At 68.6% G+C, this 26111-nt stretch carries 32 protein-coding genes; 23 read left to right on the forward strand and 9 right to left on the reverse strand.

The features are described 5' to 3' along the window. Positions 1-736: 736 nt before the first annotated feature. From hda to IC535_RS14995, 3 genes are read right to left on the reverse strand one after another with little or no spacing between them, the layout of a single operon-like run. Positions 737-1447, reverse strand: a complete 711-nt coding sequence (gene hda / locus IC535_RS14985) for a DnaA regulatory inactivator Hda (protein WP_038689943.1) — start codon at positions 1445-1447, stop codon at positions 737-739. After that, the gene (locus IC535_RS14990) at positions 1444-2616 is read right to left on the reverse strand and encodes an AI-2E family transporter (protein WP_228886793.1); all 1173 of its coding nucleotides are present in this window, start codon (positions 2614-2616) and stop codon (positions 1444-1446) included. The genes hda and IC535_RS14990 overlap by 4 nt, the downstream gene beginning before the upstream one ends. Beyond that, on the reverse strand, positions 2613-3731 hold the full coding sequence (locus IC535_RS14995; protein ID WP_228886792.1) for a DUF2066 domain-containing protein: 1119 nt from the start codon (positions 3729-3731) through the stop codon (positions 2613-2615). Before IC535_RS14995 ends, IC535_RS14990 begins: the two co-directional genes overlap by 4 nt. A 108-nt stretch (positions 3732-3839) precedes the next feature. Here IC535_RS14995 and purM point away from each other — a divergent pair, with 108 nt between their 5' ends. The 6 genes from purM (at position 3840) to IC535_RS15025 (ending at position 8238) form a co-directional block, all read left to right on the forward strand. After that, positions 3840-4895 carry a phosphoribosylformylglycinamidine cyclo-ligase gene (gene purM / locus IC535_RS15000; RefSeq protein WP_228886791.1) on the forward strand — a complete coding sequence of 352 codons (1056 nt, stop codon included), beginning with the start codon at positions 3840-3842 and terminating at the stop codon, positions 4893-4895. 20 nt (positions 4896-4915) lie between these two features. After that, the gene (locus IC535_RS15005) at positions 4916-5392 is read left to right on the forward strand and encodes a hypothetical protein (RefSeq protein WP_228886790.1); all 477 of its coding nucleotides are present in this window, start codon (positions 4916-4918) and stop codon (positions 5390-5392) included. 49 nt (positions 5393-5441) lie between these two features. After that, positions 5442-6053 (forward strand): DUF2238 domain-containing protein, encoded by a 612-nt coding sequence (locus tag IC535_RS15010; RefSeq protein ID WP_228886796.1) that lies wholly within the window; start codon positions 5442-5444, stop codon positions 6051-6053. Continuing rightward, complete coding sequence (purN, locus tag IC535_RS15015) at positions 6050-6709, forward strand: phosphoribosylglycinamide formyltransferase (RefSeq protein WP_228886789.1); 660 nt, start codon at positions 6050-6052, stop codon at positions 6707-6709. The genes IC535_RS15010 and purN overlap by 4 nt, the downstream gene beginning before the upstream one ends. Before the next feature lie 63 nt (positions 6710-6772). After that, a complete protein-coding gene (locus IC535_RS15020; RefSeq protein ID WP_228958693.1) occupies positions 6773-7552 on the forward strand; it encodes a DUF3108 domain-containing protein in 780 nt (259 codons plus the stop codon). A gap of 2 nt (positions 7553-7554) precedes the next feature. Continuing rightward, on the forward strand, positions 7555-8238 hold the full coding sequence (locus tag IC535_RS15025) for a DUF3108 domain-containing protein (protein WP_228886788.1): 684 nt from the start codon (positions 7555-7557) through the stop codon (positions 8236-8238). Positions 8239-8311: 73 nt separating this feature from the next. Here IC535_RS15025 and IC535_RS15030 read toward each other — a convergent pair whose 3' ends face one another. The 3 genes from IC535_RS15030 to IC535_RS15040 form a co-directional block, all read right to left on the reverse strand. Next, on the reverse strand, positions 8312-8623 hold the full coding sequence (locus IC535_RS15030; protein WP_228886787.1) for an EF-hand domain-containing protein: 312 nt from the start codon (positions 8621-8623) through the stop codon (positions 8312-8314). Further along, positions 8620-9897, reverse strand: coding sequence for a UDP-N-acetylglucosamine 1-carboxyvinyltransferase (gene murA / locus IC535_RS15035; protein ID WP_228886786.1), 1278 nt, complete (start codon positions 9895-9897; stop codon positions 8620-8622). The genes IC535_RS15030 and murA overlap by 4 nt, the downstream gene beginning before the upstream one ends. 86 nt (positions 9898-9983) lie before the next feature. Next, on the reverse strand, positions 9984-10217 hold the full coding sequence (locus IC535_RS15040; protein WP_228886785.1) for a BolA family protein: 234 nt from the start codon (positions 10215-10217) through the stop codon (positions 9984-9986). A gap of 53 nt (positions 10218-10270) precedes the next feature. Between IC535_RS15040 and IC535_RS15045 the strand changes: the two genes are divergently transcribed. The 17 genes from IC535_RS15045 to IC535_RS15125 all read left to right on the forward strand — a co-directional run bounded on the left by IC535_RS15045 (position 10271) and on the right by IC535_RS15125 (position 23926). After that, positions 10271-11272, forward strand: coding sequence for a KpsF/GutQ family sugar-phosphate isomerase (locus IC535_RS15045; protein ID WP_228886784.1), 1002 nt, complete (start codon positions 10271-10273; stop codon positions 11270-11272). Between the two features lie 44 nt (positions 11273-11316). Further along, entirely contained in the window at positions 11317-11865 is a 549-nt protein-coding gene (locus IC535_RS15050; RefSeq protein ID WP_228886783.1) for a KdsC family phosphatase, read from the forward strand. Beyond that, on the forward strand, positions 11862-12422 hold the full coding sequence (gene lptC / locus IC535_RS15055; protein WP_228886782.1) for an LPS export ABC transporter periplasmic protein LptC: 561 nt from the start codon (positions 11862-11864) through the stop codon (positions 12420-12422). The genes IC535_RS15050 and lptC overlap by 4 nt, the downstream gene beginning before the upstream one ends. Before the next feature lie 102 nt (positions 12423-12524). Further along, a complete protein-coding gene (gene lptA / locus IC535_RS15060) occupies positions 12525-13079 on the forward strand; it encodes a lipopolysaccharide transport periplasmic protein LptA (protein ID WP_228886781.1) in 555 nt (184 codons plus the stop codon). Continuing rightward, positions 13079-13798 (forward strand): LPS export ABC transporter ATP-binding protein, encoded by a 720-nt coding sequence (gene lptB, locus IC535_RS15065; protein WP_228886780.1) that lies wholly within the window; start codon positions 13079-13081, stop codon positions 13796-13798. The genes lptA and lptB overlap by 1 nt, the downstream gene beginning before the upstream one ends. 41 nt (positions 13799-13839) lie before the next feature. After that, positions 13840-15279: an RNA polymerase factor sigma-54 gene (locus IC535_RS15070; RefSeq protein WP_228886779.1), complete on the forward strand. Its 1440-nt coding sequence runs from the start codon at positions 13840-13842 to the stop codon at positions 15277-15279. A 58-nt stretch (positions 15280-15337) separates the two neighbouring features. Continuing rightward, the gene (gene hpf, locus IC535_RS15075) at positions 15338-15655 is read left to right on the forward strand and encodes a ribosome hibernation-promoting factor, HPF/YfiA family (RefSeq protein ID WP_228886778.1); all 318 of its coding nucleotides are present in this window, start codon (positions 15338-15340) and stop codon (positions 15653-15655) included. A gap of 20 nt (positions 15656-15675) precedes the next feature. Continuing rightward, positions 15676-16128, forward strand: a complete 453-nt coding sequence (locus tag IC535_RS15080; RefSeq protein WP_228886777.1) for a PTS sugar transporter subunit IIA — start codon at positions 15676-15678, stop codon at positions 16126-16128. Further along, positions 16125-17075 (forward strand): HPr(Ser) kinase/phosphatase, encoded by a 951-nt coding sequence (gene hprK, locus IC535_RS15085; RefSeq protein WP_228886776.1) that lies wholly within the window; start codon positions 16125-16127, stop codon positions 17073-17075. Before IC535_RS15080 ends, hprK begins: the two co-directional genes overlap by 4 nt. Then, the gene (gene rapZ, locus IC535_RS15090; RefSeq protein ID WP_228886775.1) at positions 17072-17968 is read left to right on the forward strand and encodes an RNase adapter RapZ; all 897 of its coding nucleotides are present in this window, start codon (positions 17072-17074) and stop codon (positions 17966-17968) included. The genes hprK and rapZ overlap by 4 nt, the downstream gene beginning before the upstream one ends. Before the next feature lie 238 nt (positions 17969-18206). Beyond that, positions 18207-18599: a PTS sugar transporter subunit IIA gene (locus IC535_RS15095; protein ID WP_228886774.1), complete on the forward strand. Its 393-nt coding sequence runs from the start codon at positions 18207-18209 to the stop codon at positions 18597-18599. Continuing rightward, entirely contained in the window at positions 18592-18861 is a 270-nt protein-coding gene (locus IC535_RS15100; RefSeq protein ID WP_228886773.1) for an HPr family phosphocarrier protein, read from the forward strand. Before IC535_RS15095 ends, IC535_RS15100 begins: the two co-directional genes overlap by 8 nt. Before the next feature lie 2 nt (positions 18862-18863). Then, positions 18864-20642: a phosphoenolpyruvate--protein phosphotransferase gene (ptsP, locus tag IC535_RS15105; protein ID WP_228886772.1), complete on the forward strand. Its 1779-nt coding sequence runs from the start codon at positions 18864-18866 to the stop codon at positions 20640-20642. A 159-nt stretch (positions 20643-20801) separates the two neighbouring features. Continuing rightward, positions 20802-22163 carry a magnesium transporter gene (gene mgtE, locus IC535_RS15110; protein ID WP_228886771.1) on the forward strand — a complete coding sequence of 454 codons (1362 nt, stop codon included), beginning with the start codon at positions 20802-20804 and terminating at the stop codon, positions 22161-22163. A 26-nt stretch (positions 22164-22189) separates the two neighbouring features. Next, entirely contained in the window at positions 22190-22456 is a 267-nt protein-coding gene (locus tag IC535_RS15115) for a hypothetical protein (protein WP_228886770.1), read from the forward strand. 67 nt (positions 22457-22523) lie between these two features. Beyond that, positions 22524-23321 (forward strand): prolyl oligopeptidase family serine peptidase, encoded by a 798-nt coding sequence (locus tag IC535_RS15120; RefSeq protein WP_228886769.1) that lies wholly within the window; start codon positions 22524-22526, stop codon positions 23319-23321. A gap of 149 nt (positions 23322-23470) precedes the next feature. Then, entirely contained in the window at positions 23471-23926 is a 456-nt protein-coding gene (locus IC535_RS15125; protein ID WP_228886768.1) for an REP-associated tyrosine transposase, read from the forward strand. A gap of 147 nt (positions 23927-24073) precedes the next feature. Here the strand turns inward: IC535_RS15125 and IC535_RS15130 are convergent, their stop codons facing one another. The 3 genes from IC535_RS15130 to IC535_RS15140 are packed head-to-tail and all read right to left on the reverse strand — an operon-like array spanning position 24074 to position 26097. Next, the gene (locus IC535_RS15130; protein ID WP_228886767.1) at positions 24074-25024 is read right to left on the reverse strand and encodes an aspartate carbamoyltransferase catalytic subunit; all 951 of its coding nucleotides are present in this window, start codon (positions 25022-25024) and stop codon (positions 24074-24076) included. 16 nt (positions 25025-25040) lie between these two features. Further along, the gene (ruvX, locus tag IC535_RS15135; protein ID WP_228886766.1) at positions 25041-25538 is read right to left on the reverse strand and encodes a Holliday junction resolvase RuvX; all 498 of its coding nucleotides are present in this window, start codon (positions 25536-25538) and stop codon (positions 25041-25043) included. Further along, positions 25531-26097, reverse strand: coding sequence for a YqgE/AlgH family protein (locus IC535_RS15140; protein WP_228886765.1), 567 nt, complete (start codon positions 26095-26097; stop codon positions 25531-25533). Before IC535_RS15140 ends, ruvX begins: the two co-directional genes overlap by 8 nt. Between the last annotated feature and the right edge of the window lie 14 nt (positions 26098-26111).

Raw genomic sequence — 26111 nt, forward strand, 5'->3', positions numbered from 1 at the left:
GTTTGGGAACCGACCCTACCGAAGCGTTCGGACCGTTCGGTGCATTGTTGGTAGGGTCGCATCCCGATCGACTGCCGCTACGCTGCGCAACGTTCGGCAAGGGCATGACCTCCGATCGAAGGCGGCTCCGGCACGGGTCATGCGTTCGCCGCGCCGATCACCGTTATCGGCAGTCGTTTGGGAACCGACCCTACCGAAGCGTTCGGACCGTTCGGTGCATTGTTGGTAGGGTCGCATCCCGATCGACTGCCGATACCATGCGCAACGTTCGATAAGGGCATGACCTCGGATCGAAAGCGGCTCGGGCACAGGCCACGCGTTCGCCGCGCCGATCACCGTCATCGGCAGTCGTTTGGGAACCGACCCTACCGAAGCGTTCGGACCGTTCGGTGCATTGTTGGTAGGGTCGCATCCCGATCGACTGCCGATACCATGCGCAACGTTCGATAAGGGCATGACCTCGGATCGAAAGCGGCTCGGGCACAGGCCACGCGTTCGCCGCGCCGATCACCGTCATCGGCAGTCGTTTGGGAACCGACCCTACCGAAGCGTTCGGACCGTTCGGTGCATTGTTGGTAGGGTCGCATCCCGATCGACTGCCGGTACGCTGCGCAACGTTCGGCAAAGGCATGACCTCGGATCGAAGGCGGCTCCGGCACGGGTCATGCGTTCGTCGCGCCGATCACCATCACCGGCAGTCGTTTGGGAACCGACCCCACCGGCGACGCGCCCGCCGTTACAGCCGGTGTGGGCCGTCTTCCAGTACCTGGCGCAGGAACGGTACGGTGATGCGGCGTTGCGCGGCCAGCGATTCGCGGTCCAGCCAGTCCAGCAGGCTGACCAGGCTGCCCAGTTCGCGGCCGGTGCGGGTCAGCAGCCATTCGATCGCCGCTTCGTCGATCGCCAGGCCCCGGCGCAGCGCGCGTTCGCGCAGCACCGCCGCGCGGCCTTCGTCGTCCAGCGGCTGCAACTGCACGCGCACGCACTGCTGCAGGCGCGAACGCAGGTCGGGCAGCACCAGGCCGAGCTGGTCAGGCCCGTGCTGGGCGGTGTACAGCAGGGTGATACCGGCACTGCGCGCGCGGTTGTGGAAATCGAACAGTGCCACCTCGTCCTCGCGCTGCCCGGCCACCGCGTCCAGCCCGTCCAGCGCGACCAGGTCGCGCCCTTCCAGCGACTCCAGCGCGGCGCGGGTGCGCCCCACCACCGCCTTCAGCGGCAGGTAGGTGGGCTGCCGCCCGGCCTGTTCGGCCAGCGAACACATCGCCAGCGCCTGGTGGGTCTTGCCGGTGCCGGCGGCACCTTCCAGGTAGACCCAGTCGTGCGCGGCGCCCAGCGCGATCGCACGCAGCTGCGCCAGCGCACCGTCGGGGGCACCGATGAAGGTTTCCAGGCGCTCGTCCTGCGGGTAGCGCAGGGCGAGCGGCAGCTGCGGGACGACACTCACTGCGGGTCGGGTGCCTTCGGCAGGGTGTCGATAAGGGTCGCCGGCTTGTCGCCGTACGAATCCAGCACGATCGACGAACGCTCGCCGGCATACAGGTCGCTCTGCCGGTAACGCTGGTGGGCATAGCGCAGCAGCACGTTGCTGACCGCCGCTACCGGCAGCGCCAGCAGCATGCCCAGGAAGCCGAACAGCTGGCCGCCGGCCATCACCGCGAAGATCACCGCCACCGGGTGCAGGCCGATCTTGTCGCCAACGATGCGCGGGGTCAGCACATAGCTTTCCAGCAGCTGGCCCACGGTGAATACGATGGCGACCAGGACCAGCAGCTTCAGGTCGAAACCCTGCGCCTGCACCAGTGCCGCGGCCACCGCCATCACGATGCCGGTGGTGGCGCCCAGGTAGGGGATGAAGCTGATCAACCCGGCCACCAGGCCGATCAACAGGCCCAGCTTCAGCCCGACCAGCGACAACCCGGCCGCATACACCACGCCCAGCGCGATCATCACCAGGAACTGGCCGCGGATGAACGCGCCCAGCACTTCATCCGATTCGCGGGCCAGCTTGGTGATGGTGCCGATGTGGTTGCGCGGGATCATCGAGGCCACCCGCTCCACCAGCTTGTCCCAGTCGCGCAGGAAGTAGAACGCCAGGATCGGCAGCAGCAGGATGTTGACCACCCAGGTCACCATCGCAAAGCCCGAACGCGAGACATAGCCGAAGAAGGTCTTGGCGAAGCCACCGGCCTGCTGCCAGTGGCTGCGCACCCACTCGATCAGCCGGTCCGGGTCCAGCCACTGCATGATCTCCAGCCCGGTCTTCTGCTCGAACCACGGGATGCCGGTCCGCATCAGCCACTCCTGCGCCTGCGGGATGGCCGCGATCAGGGTGGCGATCTGGCGTTCGATCATCGGCACCAGCACCAGCAGGGCGGCCACCAGGGTCAGGATCATCGCCACGAACACCAGCACCACGCCGGTGTTGCGCGAGCGCCCGGTCGCCTCGATCCGGTCGACCAGCGGGTCGCCCAGCCAAGCCAGCGCCAGGGCCAGCACGAACGGGGTCAGGATCGGGGCCAACAGCCAGACCACCCAGCCGATCGCCAGCGCCAGCAGCACGTACTTGACGCGGCGCAGGAACTGCGCGATTTCCGCTTCGGGGCTGAGGATCATCGCAGTCGGTACTCGTTGCTGGCCGGGCGCGGCGCGGTCGTGGACGGGTCGCCATCATCGGGCACCGGCAACGGCGCCAACGGCACGATCACGCCGCTGTCGCCCAGCATGCGGTTCAGCCCGGCCAGGCCGGTGGTCATTTCCAGGGCCAGCTCCAGGCGGTTGCCGGAGGCGCGCAGCGGGGTGATGTTGCGCACCACCGGGCTCTCGCGCAGGCCGGCAGCCAGGCGCATGTAGTCCTCGGCGCTGTCCAGCCCGGTCACCGCGATGGTGTAGGTCCCGGCCGCTCCGGTGGCCGCGCCGGCCTTGGCGTAGCGGCGCACCAGCGCATCGGCGGCACCGTCGGCGCCACCGGCCATGGCGCGGCGGGCATCGCTGTCCTTGGTGGTCCACTTGTTCAGTTCCTTGCCACCGTCGACGAACACCCAGTCGGCCACCCAGCCACCGTTGGCCCGGTACAGCTTGCCGACCAGCTGCATCGGCGGGGCATAGCGCGACGAGGCACGGGCCACCGCGGCGGTGTCCTGGCGCCAGATCGCGCCGACCAGGGCCTGTTCGGCGGCACTGCCGGTGGGCAGGCCCAGTTTGTAGCCGCGCTCGACCGCACGGTTCAGCAACGGGCGGGCCGCATTGGCCTGCTGGACGCTGACCAGGCGCGGGCCGGAGCCGTCATCGATGGCCAGCCAGGCCACCGGCTTGGGCCGCGGCTGCGGCCACAGCGGCAGGCCCAGGGCCGAGATCAGGCCGTCCACCTCATCCTGGCGGAAACGCGCCACCAGCATGGTGCGGAAACTGGGCGCCCCGCTGGCCGAGGTGCTCTGGTCCTGGCGGTAGTCATAGCTGGCCACGTAGTCCTTGGCACCGCGCAGGGCCTGGGCCACGCCGGGGCGGCCCATCACGCTGCGGTCGCCGGACAGCTTGGCCAGCACGTTGCCCAGCGCCCGGGCCAGGGCGCCATTGCGGTCGCCGTCGGCCTGGCTGTTGACCGGCACTTCGGCCTCGTAGGCCCCGCTGGCAATAGCCACATCGCCTTCGGTACGCAGGCCGCTCTGGGCCATCGTGGCCACCGGCAGGCATAGCGCGAGGAACATCATCATCAAGAGGCTGCGGCGCATCAGGACTTCCATTGAGCGTATCCGGGGGGAATTGTTGCCCGAATAGGGCCTGCGCGCCAACGTGGCCTGTTAAAATCCCGCTTTCACCCCAGCGCAGCGCCGACGCCCGTGACCAACTCCCCGTCCAACCCCTCTCCCCTGACCTACCGCGAGGCCGGTGTCGACATCGACGCGGGCAACGAACTGGTCGAGCGCATCAAGCCGCTGGTCAAGCGCAGCTTCCGCCCCGAGGTGATGGGTGGCCTGGGGGGCTTCGGCGCGCTGTTCGACCTGTCCGGCAAGTACCGCGAGCCGGTGCTGGTGTCGGGCACCGACGGAGTGGGCACCAAGCTGAAGCTGGCACAACAGCTGGGCCGCCACGACACGATCGGCATCGACCTGGTGGCCATGTGCGTGAACGACGTGCTGGTGCAGGGCGCCGAGCCGCTGTTCTTCCTGGACTACTTCGCCACCGGCAAGCTGGACATCGACACCGCCGCGGCGGTGGTCGGCGGCATCGCCAACGGCTGCGCCGAGGCCGGCTGCGCGCTGATCGGCGGGGAAACCGCGGAAATGCCCGACATGTACCCGCCCGGCGAGTACGACCTGGCCGGCTTCACCGTCGCCGGGGTCGAGAAGAGCGAACTCAAGGACGGCGCCAGCGTGGCCGCCGGCGACGTGCTGATCGGCATCGCCTCCTCCGGCCCGCACTCCAACGGCTACTCGCTGGTGCGCCGCATCTACGACCGCGCCGGCCGCCCGGCCGACCTCGAACTGGACGGCGGGGTCAAGCTGGTCGATGCGCTGATGGCCCCGACCCGCCTGTACGTCAAGCCGATTCTGGCGCTGCTGAAGACCCACGGCGCGGCCATCCACGGCATGGCGCACATCACCGGCGGCGGCCTGACCGAAAACATCATCCGCGTGGTGCCCGATGGCCTGGGCCTGGACATCCGGGCCGATGCCTGGACCCTGCCGCCGGTCTTCCAGTGGCTGCAGAAAGAAGGCGCCGTGGCCGACAGCGAAATGTGGCGCACCTTCAACTGCGGCATCGGCTTTGTGCTGATCGTCGCCGCCGACCAGGTCCAGGCGGTGTCCGCCGCCGTGGCCGCACAGGGCCTGGAGCACTGGACCATCGGCGAGGTCACCGTCGCCGACGGTGCCGAACGCGTCCGGATCGGTTGATCCATTCCATGGAGCCCCGCATGGATGCCCCCGCTCCGCCGCCGCTGCCGGCCTCGCCGGCCGCGCCCGTGCAACGTTACGACGACGATGCGCAGCTGCGCGTGCTGTCGATCCTGCACTACGTGCTGGGTGGGCTGACCGCGTTCTTCGCGCTGTTCCCGTTGATCTACGTGGCGCTGGGGGTGGCGATGATCGTCGGCGCGGTGCCCGGCGAGGGCACGGCGGCCGACCAGCTCACCCCGCAGGTGGTGGGCTGGGTGTTCGTGCTGATGGCGCTGCTGTTCATCGCGCTGGGCATGACCCTGGCCGGCTATCTGATCTATGCCGGGCGCTGCCTGGCCCAGCGGCGCCGCCACCTGCTGTGCATGGTGGTGGCCGGCATCGCCTGCGCCTGCATGCCGCTGGGCACCATCCTGGGGGTATTCACCCTGCTGGTGCTGTCGCGCAGTTCGGTACGCGAGCGTTTCCCGCCTGCGCGCCCGCCGGTCGGTGCCTGATGCGCCCGACCCTGCTGCGATGAACCGCCCCGCCCTGCCTGCGCCACCGATGAGCACCGCCAAGAAAGCCGCCTTCGCCACCGTCCTGGCCGTGTTCGCGGCCAGCTGGATCGATCCGCAGTGGCCGCTGGAACAGACCCTGCACAGCACCCTGACCGTGCTCGGGCTGGCCGCGTTGTGGTGGGTGGACCGCCGCTGGACGCTGGGCAGCGGCGCCTTCGCCGCGATCTGCGCCTTCATCGCCATCCACTGCATCGCCGCGCGCTGGCTGTACTCCAATGTTCCCTACGATGCCTGGTTGCAGGCGGCGCTGCACTGGTCGCCCAATGCGGCCTTCGGCTGGCAGCGCAACCACTTCGACCGGCTGATCCATTTCCTCTACGGCGTCTGCTTCACCCCGGCGCTGGTCCAGCTGGCGCGGCACGCCTGGCCGGCACTGCGCCTCGGCCAGGCCTTCAGCCTGGCGGTGATGGTGGTGATGTGTTCCAGCCTGGTCTACGAATGGTTCGAGTGGGGCATCGCGCTGCTGCTGTCGCCCGAAGCGGCCGAGTCCTACAACGGCCAGCAGGGCGACCTGTGGGATGCGCATGCGGACATGCTGCTGGCCACCCTGGGCAGCGTACTGGCGTGGCCGCTGGCGCGCCGGGAGCTGCGCCGATGAGCGCGCCCAGCCGCATCGCGGTGCTGGCCTCCGGCCGCGGCAGCAACCTGCAGGCGATCCTGGCCGCGATCGCCGCCGGGCAGCTCGATGCCGAGGTGGTCGGCGTGCTGTCGGACAAACCCGAGGCCCCGGCCCTGCACAGCGTGCCCGCCGCGCGCCGCTGGGCGCGCGCGCCGCGCGACTTCGCCGACCGCGACGCCTTCGATGCCGCGCTGGGCGATGCGCTGGCCGGCTTCGCCCCGGACTGGATCGTCTGCGCCGGCTATATGCGCATCCTCGGCGCGGCCTTCGTGGCCCGCTTCGAGGGCCGCCTGGTCAATATCCATCCGTCGCTGCTGCCGCTGTACAAGGGCCTGCACACCCACGCCCGCGCGCTGGCCGCCGGCGATGCCGAGCATGGCGCCAGCGTGCACTTCGTGGTGCCCGAACTGGACGCCGGCACGGTGCTGGCCCAGGCGCGGGTGCCGGTGCTGCCCGGCGACACCCCCGAAACCCTGGCCCGGCGGGTGCTGACGGTGGAACACCCGCTGCTGATCGCCAGTCTGCAGTGGCTGGTGGCCGGCCGCGTGGCTGAACAGGATGGTCAGCTGCTGGTGGACGCTCACCCCCTGTTTAGTCCATTGCGCCTAGATTGCGCCGGTCAGCTGCAGCATTGACGGCCGCGCACACGCGCTGCTGACCCGGCCGCTGGCATCCTTCCCCCCTCGCCCCCTGCCCGCATGAGTACTTCCTTGTTCAAGCCAGTACTGCTGATTGCATCCCTGCTGTGCACCGTGGCGGTCGTGCAGGCCCAGCAAGCGGCCGATCCGCCGTTGCCGCCGGCCCTGCCCGCGATGCAGTGGGAGGCGCCGCCGCTGGAGCCGTTCACCGCCACCTACCAGGCCCTGTACAAGGGCAAGGAAGCCGGCGATGCAGTCCTGCGCGTCACCCATACCGGCGGCGCGCAATGGCGGGTGGACATGCAGGTGATCGGCCGGCGCGGCTTTGCCAGCGTGCTGGGGCTGAACCTGGAACAGAGCACGGTGTTTGAAAAGCGCGGCGACAGCTACGTGCCGCTGAGCCAGGCGACGGTGCGCAAGGGCCTGTTCCTGGGCAAGAAGGTCACTGGCACCTACGACTGGCAGGCCGGCACCGCGCAGTGGCTGGGCGACCTGAAAAAGGAACGCACCCAGCCGATTCCGCTGCAGGCCGGCGACCAGAGCGCCCTGCTGATCAACCTGGCGATCATGCGCGATGCCCGCCCCGGCGGGCAGATGCGCTACCGCTACGTCGACGTCGGCCGGGTGCGCCAGCACGACTACCAGGCCGCGCCGGACACCGAGAACGTGCAGGTCGGCGAGCTCTCCTACAACGCGCTGCGGGTCCACCGGACCAACGGCGGCAATGACGAAACCATCCTCTGGATCGCCAACGGTGTCCCCACGCCGGTGCGCATCCTGCAACGCGAAGATGGCGAGGATCGGATTGATCTGCGCCTGATCGAATACCAAGGAGTCTGAGCATGAACCTGTTGAACCGCCCGCTGACGTGGGTCGCCGCCGCCGCGCTGAGCATGGCCAGCCTGCCGGCCATGGCCCTGCAGCCGTTCAAGGCCGATTACCAGGCCAGCTACATGGGCATGCAGGCCAACGGCACCATGACCCTGACCAGCGAAGGCGCCAACAAGTGGCGCTACAGCCTGAACGTGAAGAACCAGCTGGCCGACCTCAGCCAGAACACCGTGTTCGAGGAAGCCAACGGGCGCCTGCGCCCGCTCACCAGCAGCGACCGCTCGGTGCTGCTGGTGAAGAAGCGCAATGTGGATGCCACCTACAACTGGTCCAGCAACCAGGCCAGCTGGACCGGCGACATCAAGCCCGACCGCCGCGGCCCGGTGGCGTTGAAGGCCGGCGACATGGATGCGCTGCTGATCAACCTGGCGATCGCGCGCGACGTGGCCGCCGGCAAGCCGCTGAACTACCGCATGGTCGACGAGGGCCGGATCAAGCCGATGAGCTACAAGGTGATCGGCCAGGAGAAGATCACCGTGGCGGGCAAGTCCTACGATGCGACCAAGGTGTCGCGCGTGGACGGCAACAAGGAACAGATCGCCTGGATCGTCAAGGAATTCCCGGTGCCGGCGCGCCTGCTGCAGCGCGAGGGCGGCAAGGATGCGCTGGACCTGACCATCAAGGGGATGAACTGAGGGTTTGATGGCGGCATCCACGCATGGCGTGGATGCGGACCAATGCAAAACGCCCGCTTGCGCGGGCGTTTTTTCATTCCTTCTTGGCGTCTTCGCCGAACACCGTCTTGCAGTCCACGCGGATCTGCTCGCGGTTGCCGCGCCAGTAGAAGGTGCGGCAATGCCGGTTGCCCTGCTGCTGGGTGTCCACGCCCACCGCATAGAACGCCTGCAGCACCTCGGTGCGGCTGACCGTGCCGTCGCCGTTCCAGTCCATGTCCTGCTGCTCGATGCCCTGGGTGATGGCGATGTCGGCATACCAGGCATAGCCCAGCCACGCCAGCACCACCAGTACCAGCGCCAGCAGCGCCTTGCGGCGGCGGGTGAACTTGCCGCGCAGGATCATGCGGCCACGCGCCGGATGGTCGCGCCCAGCGAGGACAGCTTCTCTTCGATGTTCTCGTAACCGCGGTCCAGGTGGTAGATGCGGTCGATGGTGGTGTCACCTTCGGCCATCAGGCCGGCCAGGATCAGCGAGGCCGACGCGCGCAGGTCGGTGGCCATCACCGGTGCACCGCTCAGGTGTTCGGCACCGCGCACGATCGCGGTGTGGCCTTCCACCTGGATATCCGCACCCAGGCGCAGCAGCTCGTTGACGTGCATGAAACGGTTTTCGAAGATCGTTTCATTGATCACGCCCACCCCGTCGGCCACGCAGTTGAGCGCCATGAACTGGGCCTGCATGTCGGTCGGGAAGGCCGGGTACGGTGCGGTGGTGAGGTTGACCGCGCGCGGGCGCTTGCCTTCCATGTCCAGGGTGATGCTGTGCTCGGTGGTCTCGATCTTCGCGCCGGCTTCGACCAGCTTGGCCAGCACCGCGTCCATGGTGCCGGGACGGGCACGGTTGACCGTGACCCTGCCGCCGGTCATCGCCGCGGCGACCAGGAAGGTGCCGGTTTCGATGCGGTCCGGCAGCACTTCATGGCGGCCGCCGGACAGTTTTTCCACGCCCTCGATCACCAGCCGGGCGGTGCCCAGGCCTTCGATCTTGGCGCCGAGCGCGATCAGGCAGTGGGCCAGGTCGGTCACTTCCGGTTCCATCGCCGCGTTGTCCAGCACGGTGGTGCCTTCGGCAAGCACGGCCGCCATCAGCACGTTCTCGGTGCCGGTGACGCTGACCATGTCGAAGGTGAAGTGCGCCCCCTTCAGGCGGGTGGCCACATGCGCCTTGATGAAGCCGTTCTCCACGGTGATCTCCGCACCCAGGGCCTGCAGGCCCTTGATGTGCTGGTCGACCGGCCGCGAGCCGATCGCGCAGCCGCCGGGCAGCGACACTTCGGCCGCGCCGAAGCGGGCCAGCAGCGGGCCCAGCACCAGGATCGAGGCGCGCATGGTACGCACCAGTTCATACGGGGCCACGTGCTGGTTGACCGGGCGCGGGTCGACCACGATCGCGCTGCCGCGCGACAGCGTGCCCTGGTCGATGGTGACCTTGGCGCCCAGTTCGCTGAGCAGCTTCACCGTGGTGACCACGTCATGCAGGTGCGGCACGTTGGTGATCTCCACCGGCGCATCGGCCAGCAGGGTGGCGCACAGGATGGGGAGGACGGCGTTCTTGGCGCCGGAAATGTTCACTTCACCGTGCAGCGGCTTGCCGCCGGTCACTACGATCTTGGCCATGGAGTCTGCGCAATAAGGGAAAAAAGGAGGGGGGGGGGGTAGAAGCCGACCGTTGGTCGGCTTACCGATCAGCTTTGTTGGTCGGCTTACCGATCGGCTTCGGCGGCGGTCACGGTCTTCAGCGCCAGCGCGTGGATCGCCCCGCCCATCAGATCGCCCAGGGTCGCATAGACCATCCGGTGGCGCGCCAGCGGCAGCTTGCCGGCAAAGGCGTCGCAGACCACGGTGGCCTCGAAATGCACGCCGTCCTCACCCTGCACGTCGGCGCGGGCGCCGGGCAGGCCGGATTCGATCAGATTGCGGATGGTCTGCGCGTCCAACGGGCTTTCCTAATAAAATGAGCGTCCATTCTACCCTTCCGCGTGGCGCCCGCATGGCTGTATCGCCCCTGCCCCCCTCTCCGGCCGACGCCGGCGCCCTGGTCGCCAGCGGCCGCCGCGTGTTCCAGATCGAGGCCGACGCCCTGGCCGCCGTGGCCGACCGGCTGGGCGATGCGTTCAGCCAGGCCTGCCAGCGGATCCTGCGCGGCAAGGGCCGGGTGGTGGCCACCGGGATGGGCAAATCCGGGCACGTGGCGCGCAAGATCGCCGCCACCCTGGCCTCCACCGGCACCCCGGCCTTCTACGTGCACCCCGGCGAGGCCGGGCACGGCGACCTGGGCATGATCACCGGGGACGATGTGGTGCTGGCGCTGTCCTATTCGGGCGAGTCCGACGAGCTGCTGATGCTGCTGCCGGTACTCAAGCGCCAGGGCAACACCCTGATCGCCATGACCGGCCGGCCCCAGTCCAGCCTGGCCCTGGCCGCCGATGTGCACCTGGACGTCAGCGTGCCGGCCGAGGCCTGCCCGCTGGCGCTGGCCCCCACCTCCAGCACCACCGCCTCGCTGGCGATGGGCGATGCGCTGGCGGTGGCCCTGCTGGACGCGCGCGGCTTCACCGCCGACGACTTCGCCCGCTCGCACCCGGCCGGCAGCCTCGGCCGCCGGCTGCTGCTGCATATCACCGACGTGATGCACAGCGGCGACGAGCTGCCGCGGGTGGACGCCGGGGCCAGCCTCAGCGAGGCGCTGGTGGAAATGAGCCGCAAGCGGCTGGGCATGACCGCGGTGGTCGACGCCGACAACCGCCTGATCGGCCTGTTCACCGACGGCGACCTGCGCCGCGCGCTGGACACCGCGCTGGACGTGCGCAGCGCGAAGATCGCCGAGGTGATGACCCGCAACCCGCGCACCATCGGCGCCGACCGGCTGGCCGCCGAGGCCGCGCAGCTGATGGAAACCCACAAGATCACCGGCCTGCTGGTGGTCGATGCCGACGGCCGGCTGGTCGGCGCACTCAACATTCATGACCTGTTGCGGGCCCGGGTGGTTTAAACCACAGTGGCCTTCCTCCATTCAGACAACCTGCGCCCCTGCTGATGCCCTATTCCCCGCTGCCCGGCTTCCCGTCCCACCTGCATGCCGCCGCCGGCCGTATCCGGCTGGCCTGCTTCGACGTGGACGGCACGCTCACCGATGGTCGGCTCTACTACGACCGTGACGGCAACGAGAGCAAGGCGTATTACGTGCAGGACGGACTTGGCCTGAAACTGCTGCAGCAGCACGGCATCCACCCGGTGCTGATCACCGCGCGCAACAGCCTGTCGGCGCAGAAGCGTGGCGCCGACCTGGGCATCGACACCCAGATCGCGGTCGGCGACAAGCTGGCCAGCGTGCGCGCGCTGTGCGACAGCCACGGCATCGGCCTGGACCAGGTCGCCTTCATGGGCGATGACCTGCCCGACCTGGCCCCGCTGTGCGCGGTCGGGCTGGCGGTGGCGCCGGCCAACGCGCATCCGTGGATCGCCGAGCGCGTGCACTGGCAGACCCGCAGCGATGGCGGCCGTGGCGCGGCCCGCGAGCTGTGCGACGTCCTGCTGGCCGTGCAGGGCCATGTGGACGCGGTATTGGCGAGGTTTGGCGCATGAACTGGCGTACCGTCCTGGGAGGCCTGCTGCTGGTGGCCGCGCTGGTCAGCGGCTGGTCGCTGCTGCGCCACCGCGACAAACCGGCCGCCGAAGCGGCCGATGACGGCAGCAAGGACTACGTGCTGCACGACTTCCAGATCATCGCGCTGGACGAACAGGGCAAGGAATCCACCACCCTGCGCGCGCCGCTGCTGGAGCGGGCGCGCAACGATGAAACCATGACCATCACCACCCCGCTGTTCCTGCTGCCCGACCAGGACGGCAACCACTGGGAGCTGCGCAGCGAGAAGGGCTGGGTCAGCGCCAAGGGCGACCTGCTCAAGCTGACCGGCAACGTCAGCGGCGACAGCCCGAAGGTGCCCAGCGTGCCGCCGACCACCTTCCGCACCGACCATTTGGACGTCTACCCGAAGGAAAACCGGGCCAGGACCGATGCTCTGGTCAGCATGACCCGGCCAGGCATGACCCAGTCCGGGGTCGGGTTCGAGCTGGATTCCAAGAGCAAGACCTATCATTTCCTGAGCCAGTCCAAGGGCCGTTACACGCCCAGCCGCTGAGCCACCGCCCTGGCGACGTCTTCGGACCGGCGCCGGCCCCGCCCCACCTGGACCGGCACCCGCCGGGCCTCGACCCCAACCTTCGCAGGACAGACCCCTTTCATGAAGATCCTATTTGCAGCCGCCTGCGCGATCAGTCTTCTGGTTCCGGCCTTCGCCGCCGGCGCCAAGTCCACCGACCGCAACCAGGACATGTCCATCGACGCCGGCGCCCAGTCCGGCACCCTGGTCGGCGACGGCAAGACCGTGCTGTCGCAGGGGGTGATCATCATCCAGGGCACGCTGGACCTGCGCTCCTCCGATGCGGAGATCTACATGAAGGACGGCGAGGCGGTACGCGCGGTGTTCACCGGCAAGCAGGCCAAGCTCAAGCAGCAGCTCGACGACGGCAGCTGGATGGACGCCAGCGCCGACCGCATCGACTACGACATCAAGGCCGAAGTGCTGACCATGACCGGCAATTACCACGTCAAGAGCGCGCGCGGCACCAATACCGGCCAGAAGATGACCTACAACACCCGCACCGGCGAGATGAACAGCGGCGGCGACGGCTCGCGCGTGCGCACGGTGATTCCGCCCAAGAACAAGACCGCCGCCCCGGCCGCGGCCACCCCGGCGGCCAAGACCACCGTCCCCACCGCCGGGAGCAAGAAGTAATGCTCGTCGCCAAGGGCCTGCGCAAGCGCTACAAGCAGCGCGAAGTGGTCAAGGATTTCGAACTGACCCTGGACGCCGGGGAGGTCGTCGGCCTGCTCGGCCCCAACGGCGCCGGCAAGACCACCTGCTTCTACATGATCGTCGGCCTGGTCGAGGCCGACGCCGGCAGCATCGTGCTGGACGGCAAGGACATCACCGCCGACCCGATGTACACCCGCGCCAAGCAGGGCGTGGGCTACCTGCCGCAGGAGCCTTCGGTGTTCCGCAAGCTGACCGTGGCCGACAACCTGCGCCTGGTGCTGGAGCTGCGCGAGGACCTGGACAAGGCCGGCCGCGAGAAGGAGCTGAATTCGCTGCTGGACGAACTGCAGATCGGCCACGTCGCCGACCAGCTCGGCGCCAGCCTGTCCGGCGGCGAACGCCGCCGCTGCGAGATCGCCCGTGCGTTGGCCGCCCGCCCGCGCCTGATCCTGCTCGATGAACCCTTCGCCGGCGTGGACCCGATCTCGGTCGGGGAGATCCAGCGCATCGTCACCCACCTCAAGCAGCGTGGGATCGGGGTGCTGATCACCGACCACAATGTGCGCGAAACCTTGGGAATCTGCGACCGCGCGTATATCCTCAACGAAGGCAGCGTACTGGCGCAGGGGGCGCCGGAGGCGATCCTGGCCAACGCCGATGTCCGCCGCGTCTACCTTGGGGATACCTTCAAGCTCTGACGCCGGGCCGCTGCGGCGCCTTCCCTTCGTTCGGCACAGGCATGAAAGCACGGCTGCAGACATCGCTGGGACAACAACTGGTCATGACGCCGCAGCTGCGTCAGGCCATCAAGCTGTTGCAGATGTCCAGCGCCGAGCTGGAGCTGGAAATCGCCGAGGCGGTGGAAACCAACCCGTTGCTGGACTGGGCCGAGAACGCCGAACCGGCCCTGGAGGCCGCACCCGGCGACGACGCCCCGCCGCCGGCCCCGGCCGACACCCACGCCGATGGCGAGCACCAGATCGCCGCCAGCGACGACTGGGCGCCCGGCGAGGGCGACTGGAGCAGCGGCAACAGCGGCGGCTCGTTCGACGATGACGACAACGGCAGCGCCGCCGAGCGCGTGGCCGAGACCGAAAGCCTGGCCGACCACCTGCTGTGGCAGCTGCACCTGTCGCACCTGTCCGCGCGCGACCGCAGCATCGGCGCGGCGCTGATCGATGCGTTCGAGGACGACGGCTACCTGCGCGAGCCGTTGTCGACGATCGCCGAGACCCTGCTGCCGGCCATCCACGCCGACCACGCCGAAATCCTGACCGTGCTGCACCAGATCCAGCGGTTCGACCCGATCGGGATCGGCGCGCGCAGCCTGGGCGAATGCCTGCGGCTGCAGCTGGACGTGCTGGACCCGGCCACCGCCGGGCTGGCGCTGGCCCGGAAGATCGCCGATGGCCCGCTGGAACGGCTGCCGCGCAGCGGCGTGGCCGGGCTGGCCCAGGAGCTGCGCGAGCCGCTGGCCGAGGTGGAAACCGCGGTCCAGCTGCTGCGCTCGCTGGACCCGCGCCCGGGCAGCCGGATCGGCGAGCTGGCCCACGACAGCTACGTGGTGCCCGACTGCGTGGTCTGGCGCCAGAACGGGGTATGGCGCGCCGCGCTGGCCGGCCATGCCGGCCCCAAGGTGGTCATCCACCGCGGCTACGAACAGATGATCCGCCGCTGCGGCGACGCCGACGCCGGCTACCTGCGCGCCCACCTGCAGGAGGCGCGCTGGCTGCTCAAGGGCCTGGAGGCGCGCGGGGAGACCCTGCTGCGGGTGATGCGCAGCCTGCTGCAGCAGCAGGCCGCGTTCCTGGAGTTCGGCGAACAGGCGCTGCGCCCGCTGACCCTGCGCGAGGTGGCCGCCGAGCTGGGCCTGCACGAATCGACCATTTCCCGGGCGATCGCGCGCAAATACGTGCGCACCCCGCGCGGCACCCTGCCGTTGCGCGCCTTCTTCGCCTCCGGGATCGACACCGACAGCGGCGGCGAAGCCTCCAGCACCGCCATCCAGGCCATGATCCGGCGCCTGATCGACACGGAGAACCCGCGCAAGCCGCTTTCTGACGCCAAGCTGGCTGACCTGCTCAAGACCTCGGGAATACCGGTGGCGCGCCGCACCGTGGCGAAGTATCGTGAGGCCATGAACATTTCCGCCTCGCACGAAAGGGTACGAATCGTCTGACGCTCCACCGCGCCTGGCGGGAAGGTTCATTGGCACATCCGAACAAAGGAGATACCCGATGCGCATCGAGACGTTTGGCAAAGACGTGGAAGTCACCCCGGCCCTGCAGGAATACGTGGAAACCAAGCTGCAACGCTTGGCCAAGCACTTCGAACAGCACTGCGAAGTGCGCGTGACCCTGGGCCTGCGCAAGAACGAACACCACGTCGATGCCAGTGCCAACGTCCCCGGGCAGACCCTGCACGCCGAGGCGGGGGGCCAGACCATGTATGCGGCGATCGATATCCTGGCCGACAAGCTGGACCGGCTGGTGATCAAGCACAAGGAAAAAAAACAACAGCACGCACCGCTGCCAGTGGGCGACAATGACGACTGACGTCCTCGCTCTGCCCTGACATGCCCTTGACTGATCTACTGGCGGCCGTGCGCACCCAGGTGCTGCCGGCCGCCGATCGCGACAGCGTGCTGCATGCCGCCGCCCGGCTGCTGGCCTGCCGTGAAGCCAATGCCGACCTGATCTACCAGAACCTGTGCCAGCGCGAGACGCTGGGCAGCACCGCGATCGGCCATGGCATCGCCATTCCGCACGGCCGTGCGCCATTGCTGGAACGCCCGCGCGGGGCCCTGCTGCGGCTGGAAAGCCCGGTCGATTTCGGCGGCGAGGAGCCGGTGGACCTGGTGTTCGCCATCGCCGTGCCGGCCCACTACACCCATCAACACCTGATGCTGCTGTCCGAACTGGCCGAGCTGTTCTCCGAACCGGCCATCCGCCAGGCGCTGCGCGAAGCGCGCGACGGCGACGCACTGCGCCAGGTGATCGAATTCCCCCCGCCGGCGAGTGCCGCATGAATACCAGCATCACCGCGCGCGAACTGTTCGAACAGCAGCGCGACCGCCTGGGCCTGCGCTGGGTGGCCGGGCAGAAGGGCGAGCGACGCGAACTGGAAGCCGGCAATACCGTGTCCCGGCGCCCCTCGCTGGCCGGCTACCTCAACGCGATCTACCCCAACAAGGTGCAGATCCTGGGCACCGAGGAGCTGGCCTGGCTGGATTCGCTGGACTCGCGCCAGCGTTGGGAGACCATCGAGCGGATCATGCTCTCCCACCCGCTGGCGCTGGTGATCACCCGCAACCAGGCCTGCCCGGAAGACCTGCGCGCGGCCGCCGACGAATCGCAGACCCCGCTGTGGATCTCGCCCAAGCGCGGCCACGAACTGCTCAACCACCTGTCCTACCACCTGGCGCGCACGCTGGCGCCGCGGGTGATCCTGCATGGCGTGTTCATGGAGATCTACTCGATCGGGGTGCTGATCACCGGCGAAGCCGGCTCGGGCAAGAGCGAACTGGCGCTGGAGCTGCTCAGCCGCGGCCACCGGCTGGTCGCCGACGATGCCCCCGAATTCACCCAGATCGCCCCGGACGTGCTCGACGGCACCTGCCCGGAACTGCTGCAGGACCTGCTGGAAGTGCGTGGGCTGGGCGTGCTGAACGTGCGCGAGATGTTCGGTGACACGGCGGTAAAGAAGAACAAGTACCTTCGGCTGATCGTCCACCTGACCAAGCCGATGACCGAACCCACCCCGCATGGCTACGAGCGCCTGACCGGCGACTCGGGCACCCGCCACGTGCTGGACCTGGACGTGCCGCTGATCACCCTGCCGGTGATGCCCGGGCGCAACCTGGCGGTACTGACCGAGGCCGCCACCCGGCTGCACATCCTGCGCACCAAGGGAATCGACCCCGCCGCGATGTTCATCGCCCGCCACAGCAACATGCTCGAACGCCGAACGCCATGAACACGCCCACGCCCGCCTCCGCCCCTGCCGCCGCCACCCTGATCATCGTCAGTGGCCTGTCCGGTTCCGGCAAGACGGTCGCGCTGAAGACCTTCGAAGACCTCGACTACTACTGCTCGGACAACCTGCCGATCAACCTGCTGCCGGACTTCGTGCGCAGTCTGCTCGGCGACCACGACCAGGCCGGGCCGCGGCGGCTGGCGGTGGGCATCGATATCCGCGCCCAGAGCGACCTGTCCCAGCTCTCGCACTGGCGCCAGGATGCCCAGGCCGCCGGCCTGGATGCGCAGCTGCTGTTCTTCGATGCCACCGATGAAACCCTGCTCAAACGCTATGCCGACACCCGCCGCCGGCACCCGCTGAGCCAGCTGGGGCTGTCGCTGCCCGAGGCGATCGCGCGCGAACGCGAACTGACCGCGCCGCTGCGCCGCGCCGCCGATGCGGTGATCGACACCACCACGCTCAACGTGCACCAGCTGCGCCGCAAGGTGGTGACCGAATTCGCGCTCAACCACGCCAACAAGCTGTCGCTGCTGTTCGAATCGTTCGCCTACAAGCGCGGCGTGCCGGCCGAAGCCGACTTCGTGTTCGACGCCCGGGTGCTGCCCAACCCGCACTGGGACCCGCAGCTGCGGCCGATGTCCGGGCGCGAGCGCGAGGTGCGCGAGTATCTGGATGCGCAGCCGGACGTGCAGCGTTATACCGGCCAGCTGATCGATTTCCTCGATACCTGGCTGCCGCGGCTGGGCAATGACACCCGCAGCTATGTGACCGTGGCCTTCGGCTGCACCGGCGGCAAGCACCGTTCGGTCTACCTGGCCGAACGCATGGCCCGCCACGCCCGCGAGCAGGGCTGGCCGGAAGTGGCCACCTTCCACCGCGAACTGGATTGACCGGTACGGCCGGCAACCGCGCCCCCCGGTAGTGCCGGCCGCTGGCCGGCTCCTCAAGGATTCCGGGCTCAAGCGCAGCAGCGCCGATCCTTCCTGCTCTGCACCGATTCCGCTGTGCGCAGGTAGCGCAGGGAAACCGTGCGCCTGAAGATGCCTCGGCCATCCATCATGAATACGGGACACAGCGCCCCTCTTTTGCGGCTATCGCCAATTCACGTTGACCTGTTAACGTTTGGCAATGACCTGTGGCATTCTCCTGGTAACTCATCCTGGCGTCGGCACCTCCCTGCTGGAGGTGGCGACCCGGCTGCTGCGGCACCTGCCGCTGAAGACCGAAGCTTTCGAAGTACCGTTCGACGCAGACCTGGACGTCCTGCTGCCCCTCGCCTCGGCCGCCTTGCGCCGGGTGGATGGTGGCCAGGGCGTGCTGATCCTGACCGACCTGTACGGCGCCAGCCCCAGCAATCTGGCCGGGCAACTGGCTCGTCTGGGCACCCCGGCACGCCGGGTTTCGGCGCTTAGCCTGCCGATGTTGTTGCGGGTGATGAATTATCCGGAACAGGGACTGGATCAACTGCCCGCCACCGCTGCGGCGGGCACTCGCAATGGAGCGATTGTCGACGATGCTTGAACGTGAACTCACCGTATCCAACCGCCTGGGCCTGCACGCCCGCGCCACTGCCAAACTGGTGCAGGAGCTGGCGCCTTTCCGCTGCAACGTGACCATGACCGCCCGGGGCCGGGAGATCAACGCCAAGAGCATCATGGGCGTGATGCTGCTGGCCGCCGGCCAGGGCACCCCGGTCACGGTGCGCATCGACGGCGAGGATGAAGCCGCCGCGATGGATGCGGTGGTCTCCCTGTTCGAACGGCGCTTCGACGAGGACAACTGAGCATGCCGGGGCCACCGTCTCGACCGGGCACCACCAGCGCCAGCCGGACCGCGTCCGGCGCGCTGCTGTTGGCCGGCCACGGTGCCTCGCGCGGCAATGCCCTGGGCCGGGCCCGGGTGCGCCTGCCGCACGCGCTGGAAGTGGCCGAGCAACGCATCGCCCCGGCCAAGGTCGAGGCCGAACTGCAACGGCTGCACCAGGCCGTGGACGCGGCCCGGGCGGAAATGCACGACCTGCGCCAACGCCTGCAGGGCGCATTGAACCAGGAGGCGGGCGAATTCCTGGACCTGCATGCCCTGCTGCTGGACGACCCGGAGCTGCTGTTCGGGCTGGATGAACTGATCCGCAGCGGCCCCTACAGCGCCGGCTATGCCCTGCGCGTGCAGCGCGACCGACTGGCCAAGGTCTTCGATGGCATGGACGATGCCTACCTGAAGAGCCGCATGGACGACCTGGACCATGTGATCGGGCGCATCCATGCCTTCCTGCAGAAGCGCCCGCCGGACGTCAAGGGCCTGGCCGGCGAAATCCTGGTCTGCGACAACATCGCCCCCTCCGAACTGGCCCAGCTGCAGGCGCACGGCGTGGTCGGCATCGTCACCGTCGGCGGCAGCGCGCTGTCGCACAGCGCCATCCTGGCGCGCAGCCTGCACCTGCCGCTGATCGTCAACGCCGCCCTGGTGCTGCAGAAGATCGCCGACGGCGACGTGCTGATCATCGACGGCGGCACCGGCAGCATCACCATCAACCCGCAGGCCGGCGACCTGCGCGACTACCGCAGCCGCCTGCGCGAACAGGCGCGCGAACAGCGCGAACTGGGCCGGCTGCGCTCCAAGCCCAGCCGTACCCGCGACAACATCGACATCACCGTGCTGGCCAATGCCGAATCGCGCGAGGACGTCACCCAGGCCCATGCCCTGGGCGCGCACGGGCTGGGCCTGTACCGCACCGAATTCCTGTTCCTGCAGCGCAACGAGCTGCCCGACGAACAGGAGCAGTTCGAGACCTACCGCGATGCCGCGCTGGGCATGAGCGGCCGCCCGGTCACCATCCGCACCCTGGATTTGGGCGCGGACAAGGCCGACCGCACCGGGCTGACCCTGAGCAACGAGGAGAACCCGGCGCTGGGCCTGCGCGGGGTCCGCCTGTCGCTGGCCCGGCCCAAGGTGGCCGACACCCAGCTGCGCGCGATCCTGCGCGCCTCGGCCTACGGCAAGCTGCGCATCCTGGTGCCGATGGTGAGCACCCGCGAGGAACTGCTGGCGGTGCGCCGGCGCCTGCACAAGCAGGCCGCGCTGCTGCGCGCCGAAGGCCATGAGGTGGCCGAGCACATTCCGTTCGGCGCGATGATCGAAGTGCCGGCCGCGGCGATCGCGCTGGAGAGCTTCATCGACCTGGTCGACTTCCTGTCGATCGGCACCAACGACCTGGTCCAGTACCTGCTGGCCGCCGACCGCAACAACGAAGCGGTCGGCGAGCTGTATTCGCCGCTGCACCCGGCGGTGGTGCGCCTGCTGGCGCATATCCTGCGCACCGGCCAGGCCTACGACATCCCGGTGGCGGTGTGCGGGGAAATCGCCGGCGACCCGCGGATGACCCCGATGCTGCTGGCGCTGGGCCTGACCGAGTTCAGCCTGCACCCGGGCACCCTGCTGGAAGTGCGCCGCGCGATCCGCGACAGCGACCTGTCCGTGCTGAAGGCCATGGCCCCCAAGCTGCTGCAGGCGCGCGACCGGCGCGGGATCGAACGCTGGATCGAAAAGGCCGGCCTGGCCACGTAGGTATCGACCGTTGGTCGATACGCGGCATCACACGCGGCACGACCAACGGTCGCGCCCTACCCGATTGACACACAAGCACGCGATAATGACGCGCTGACCACCCCGCTTGCCGCATCCTGTCCGGGATAGCGGCCTTTTCTTTTCCCGCAGGAGCTGTGCATGGCCGAAGCCGTACGCCACGACAAGACGGCACGCCAGCTGCGGCTGTTGTCCGATGCACTGGACAGCGGGCGACTGGGACCGGTGCGCCGGCTGGTCAACACGCTGGCGCCGGCCGAGATCGGCAACCTGCTCGAATCGCTGCCGCCGGGCAAGCGCGAGGTGGTGTGGGGCCTGGTCGACCCCGAGGACGACGGCGAGGTGCTGGTCCACGTCGGCGAGGAAGTGCGCGAAAGCCTGCTGGCCGACATGGACCCGGACGAAATCATCGCCGCGGTCGAAGACCTGGACATCGATGACCTGGCCGACCTGGTCGAGGACCTGCCCGACACGGTCATCGACGAAGTGCTCAAGTCGATGGACCGCGAGAACCGCGAGCGGCTCGAGCAGGTGCTGTCCTACCCCGAGGACAGCGCCGGCCGCCTGATGAACCCGGACGTGGTGACCGTGCGTGCCGACGTCAACGTCGACGTGGTGCTGCGCTACCTGCGCCTGCGCGGCGAGCTGCCCGACCATACCGACCACCTGTTCGTGGTCAGCCGCCGCCACCAGTACCTGGGCCGGCTGTCGCTGGCCGCGCTGGTCACCCATGAAGACAACACCCCGATCAACCGGCTGATCGACGACGAACAGCCGGCCATCGACGTGGGCGAAAACGCCGACGAAGTGGCCCGGCAGTTCTCCGATCATGACTGGGTGTCGGCCCCGGTGGTGGACGACAACAACATCCTGCTCGGCCGCATCACCATCGATGACGTGGTCGACATCATCCGTTCGCAGGCCGAGCACCAGGCCCTGGGCGCGGCCGGCCTGGACGAAGAGGAAGATCTGTTCTCGCCGATCAAGCGCGCCGTGCGCGGCCGCGTGGTGTGGCTGGGGATCAACCTGTGCACCGCGTTCCTGGCGGCCAGCGTGATCGGCCAGTTCGAACTGACCCTGCAGAAGGTGGTGGCCCTGGCGGTGCTGATGCCGATCGTGGCCGGCGTCGGCGGCAATGCCGCCGTGCAGGTGCTGACCCTGATGGTGCGCGGCATCGCGCTGGGCCAGGTCGGCCCGAGCAATGCACGCATCCTGCTGTGGAAGGAATCGCGGGTGGCATTGATCAACGGCACCCTGATCGGCACCGTGGTCGGCATCATCGCCTACCTGTGGTTCCACAGCTTCCTGCTGTCGCTGGTGATCACCCTGGCGCTGATCATCAACTTCTGCGCCGCCGCGCTGGCCGGTGTGCTGTTGCCGCTGATGCTCAAGCGCATGAACGTGGACCCGGCCGTGGCCGGTACCGTAGTGGTAACCGCGGTCACCGACGTGATGGGCTTCTTCAGCTTCCTCGGCCTGGCCACCCTGATCCTGCTGCACTGACCTTGCAACACTGACTGGAGCCGGACATGGCGCTGACCCTGGACAACTACTTCTCGCCCGGCTGGCGCGACCAGCTGCACACCTGCGCGGCCTGCGAATGGCAGGGCAGCGCGCGCCAGATGCCGATGGAACTGCACGAGGACGAGGCCCAGTTCGACTGCCCGCAGTGCGAAAACCCGATCCTGCTGGTGGTCCACCCCAGCCTGGCCCAGGTGCAGGCCGCCGCCGCCGACGGCCATCCCGAGGCGATCGACCAGCTGCAGATCCTGGCCGCCGCGCCGCGCCCGCACTGACGCACTGCAAGATGCCCACGGCGTGCCGACCACCTAGACTGAAAACGTTTCCAGTCGAGGATGGCCAATGGCACGATACGCGCGAACCCTGCTGTGGATACTGGCGGTGCTGATGCTGGCCGGCTGCACGCCGACCCGCGACGACGCCCCCGGGCATTTCGTCGGCCGCGCGCTTACCGTGGACGGCCACACCACGCACTACCAGGTGTTCGTGCCGCGTGGCGCGCGCACCCGGCGCGGCGCGTTGCCGGTGGTGCTGTTCCTGCATGGCTCGGGCGAGCGCGGCCGCGATGGCCTGCGCCAGATCCAGGCGGGGCTGGGGCCCTACCTGCGCGCCCAGGCACGCACCTTCCCGGCACTGGTGGTGTTGCCACAGGTACCCGAAGACGAAGAATGGTCCGGGCAGAACAACCGCCTGGCGTTGGCCGCGCTGGACACGGCCATCGCCGAGTTCGGCGGCGACCCGCAGCGCCAGTACCTGACCGGCATGTCGATGGGCGGCTACGGCAGCTGGAACATCGCCCTGGCCGAACCGACCCGGTTTGCGGCGATCGTCCCGGTATGCGGCGCGGTGCTGGCCCCGCGTGCGGTGCGCCCCACCCTGTTCGTGGAGGACGTCGCGCACGAAGCCGATCCGTACGCGGCCATCGCCCAGCGCCTGCGCAACGTTCCGATCTGGATGTTCCATGGTGCGCTGGACGACCTGGTGCCGCCGGAGGATGACCGCAAGCTGCACGCCGCGTTCCAGCAGGCTGGAGCAAAGGATGTGCGTTACACCGAGTACCCCGGCGGCAACCACAACGCGTGGGACGCCACGTACGCCGATGCCGCGATGTGGGCGTGGCTGTGGGAGCAGCGGCGCTGATGCCGGCCGCTGGCCCACCTGACCGGTAGTGCCGGCCGCTGGCCGGCTCCTCATTCATCTGGATCCCCCCGTAACGCTGCGGGATACGGCGACCCTTGCCTGCGCCATTGACCGATATCGCCAGACTGCCGGATCGATGACGATGTGCCATGAGTTCTACTCGACTGCGCAAGGGCCGCTGTTCGCTTCCCGGGCAGACCTACGTGGTGACGACGGTCTGCAACCATCGTCATCGCTGGTTTGAGGATCACGATGCGGCAACCATCGCGATGGACCAGCTACGGGAACTGGATCAACGTGGATGTGCACGTTCGCTTGCCTGGGTGGTGATGCCCGATCACGTGCATTGGCTACTGGAACTGCAGTCCAAGCCGCTCGACGATGTGATGCGCCGCTTCAAATCATCAAGTGCGTTGGCGTTCAATCGAGCATATGGTCGCGGCGGCGCATTGTGGCAATCCGGCTACCATGATCACGCGGTGCGCTCGGACGAATCGCTGCGCCGCCACGCGATGTACATCCTCTGCAACCCGATCCGGGCCGGGCTTGCGGCTGCGATCGGGGATTATCCGTACATGTGGAGCCTATGGCCGCATGACCGGTAGTGCCGGCCGCTGGCCGGCTCTGCAAGGTCTATCGGGAGCCGGCCAGCGGCCGGCACTACCTCTCTCCACGGATGGTCGGCTGCGGAGCCGGCCAGCGGCCGGCACTACCGTGTGTGTCGGCCTAAGGCCGATACACATGCCGACGCCTTACCCCAACAACGTCTCCAGCACCGCCATGCGCACCGCCACACCGTTGGCGACCTGGCGCAACACCCACGACTGCGGGCCGTCGGCCACTTCGTCGGTGACTTCCACGCCGCGGTTGATCGGGCCGGGGTGCAGCACGGCCGCGTCGGTGCCAGCGCGCTTGAGGCGCTTGGCATCCAGGCCGTACTGCGCGTGGTACTGCTCGATCGACGGCACCAGGCCTTCTTCCATGCGCTCGCGCTGCAGGCGCAGCATCATCAGCGCATCGGTGCCTTCGAGCATGGCGTCGAAATCCTGGCCGACGATGCAGCCCTTCAGCGTTTCATCGTCGGGCAGCAGCGACTGCGGGCCGCATACGCGGATTTCGCCCACGCCCAGCGTGCGCAGCGCGTGCAGGTCGGTGCGGGCCACGCGCGAGTGCTTCACGTCGCCGACGATCAGTACCTTCATCTTCGAAAAATCGCTGCCCTTGGCCTGGCGCAGGGTCAACATGTCCAGCAGGCCCTGGGTGGGGTGCGAGCTGCGGCCGTCGCCGGCGTTGACCAGGGCGGTGCCCTCGCCCGCGGCGGCGGCCAGCGCGGCCACCGCGCCGTCATCGGGGTGGCGCACCACGAAGCCGCGCACGCCCATCGCTTCGAGGTTCTTCAAGGTGTCGCAGGCAGTTTCGCCCTTGCGCGTGGACGAGGTCGACGCGTCGAAGTTCAGCACGTCCGCGCCCAGCCGCTGCGCGGCCAGCTGGAACGAGCTGCGGGTACGCGTGGAGGGTTCGAAGAACAGCGTGCACACCGCCGAACCGCCCAGCACGTGGCGCTTGTTGCCGACCCGGCCGACCGCCGCGTCGCGGATCTGGCCGGCGCGGTCGAGCAGCTGCAACAGGGTTTCACGGGGCAACCCTTCCAGGGTCAGCAGGTGGCGCAGGCGTCCATCGGAATCGAGTTGCGAAGCGGTCATGGGCAGGGTCTGAGGGTCAGGAAACGGGGGTGGCGTCGTCGGGGCAGGACAGCCAGCGTTCGATGATCACCGCGGCGGCCACCGCATCCAGGGTGGCCGCGTCGCGGCGACGCTTGCGGCCCTGCGCGCGTTCGACCGCGAACCGGCGCGCCGCCTCGACCGAGCTGGAACGCTCGTCGACCAGCACCACCGGCAGTTTGAAACGTTCCCGCAGCTGGCGGGCAAAGCCCTGCGCGCGCTTGCGGTTGGGCTGGTCCAGGCCGTCCAGGGTCAGCGGGTCGCCGACCACCAGGCCATCGGGCCGCCATTCCTTGATCAGGCGCTCCACTGCGGCCCAGTCCGGGCCGCTGCCATGCACGTCGACCACCGCGATCGCGCGCGCATGGGTGCCGAACGAGCTGCCGATCGCCACCCCGATCCGGCGCGAGCCGACATCGAAGCCGAGCACGGTGCCGTCGCGGGGGATGCCCGCCGGTGCGGCGGCGGCAGGCGCTGGCAGGGCCGACTCAGACATTGCCGCTGTAATCGGTCAGCCGGAACAGGTCCACCCCGATCCGCGACGCGGCGCCCTGCCAGCGTTGCTCCAGCGGGGTGCTGAACAGCAGGTCGGCATCGGCCGGCACGGTCAGCCAGCTGTTGTCGGACAGCTCGTTCTCCAGCTGGCCTTCGCTCCAACCGGCGCAGCCCAGGGTGACCAGCGCATTGCGCGGGCCCTCGCCACGGGCCATCGCTTCGAGGATGTCGCGCGAGGTGGTCAGGTAGACCCCCTCGCCCACGGCCAGACTGGAATCCCAGCTGCGCGCGTCGTCATGGATGACAAAGCCGCGCTCGGGATGCACCGGGCCGCCGTTGAGCACCACCTGGCCACGCAGGCGGCTGTCGTCGGTGGGGATTTCCATCTGCGCCAGCACCTCGCCCAGGGTGTACTCGGAGGGCTGGTTGACCAGCACTCCCATCGCACCGTTGTCGTCGTGCTGGCAGATCAACGCCACGCTGCGCGCAAAGGTGGGATCGGTCAGCGACGGCAGCGCGACCAGCAGGTGATGGGCCAGGGAGGTGGAAAGCTCGGACATGGGCCCATTCTAAC

The organism is Stenotrophomonas rhizophila (genome assembly GCF_020857975.1).
In the GTDB taxonomy this organism is placed as follows: Bacteria; Pseudomonadota; Gammaproteobacteria; order Xanthomonadales; family Xanthomonadaceae; genus Stenotrophomonas; species Stenotrophomonas rhizophila_C.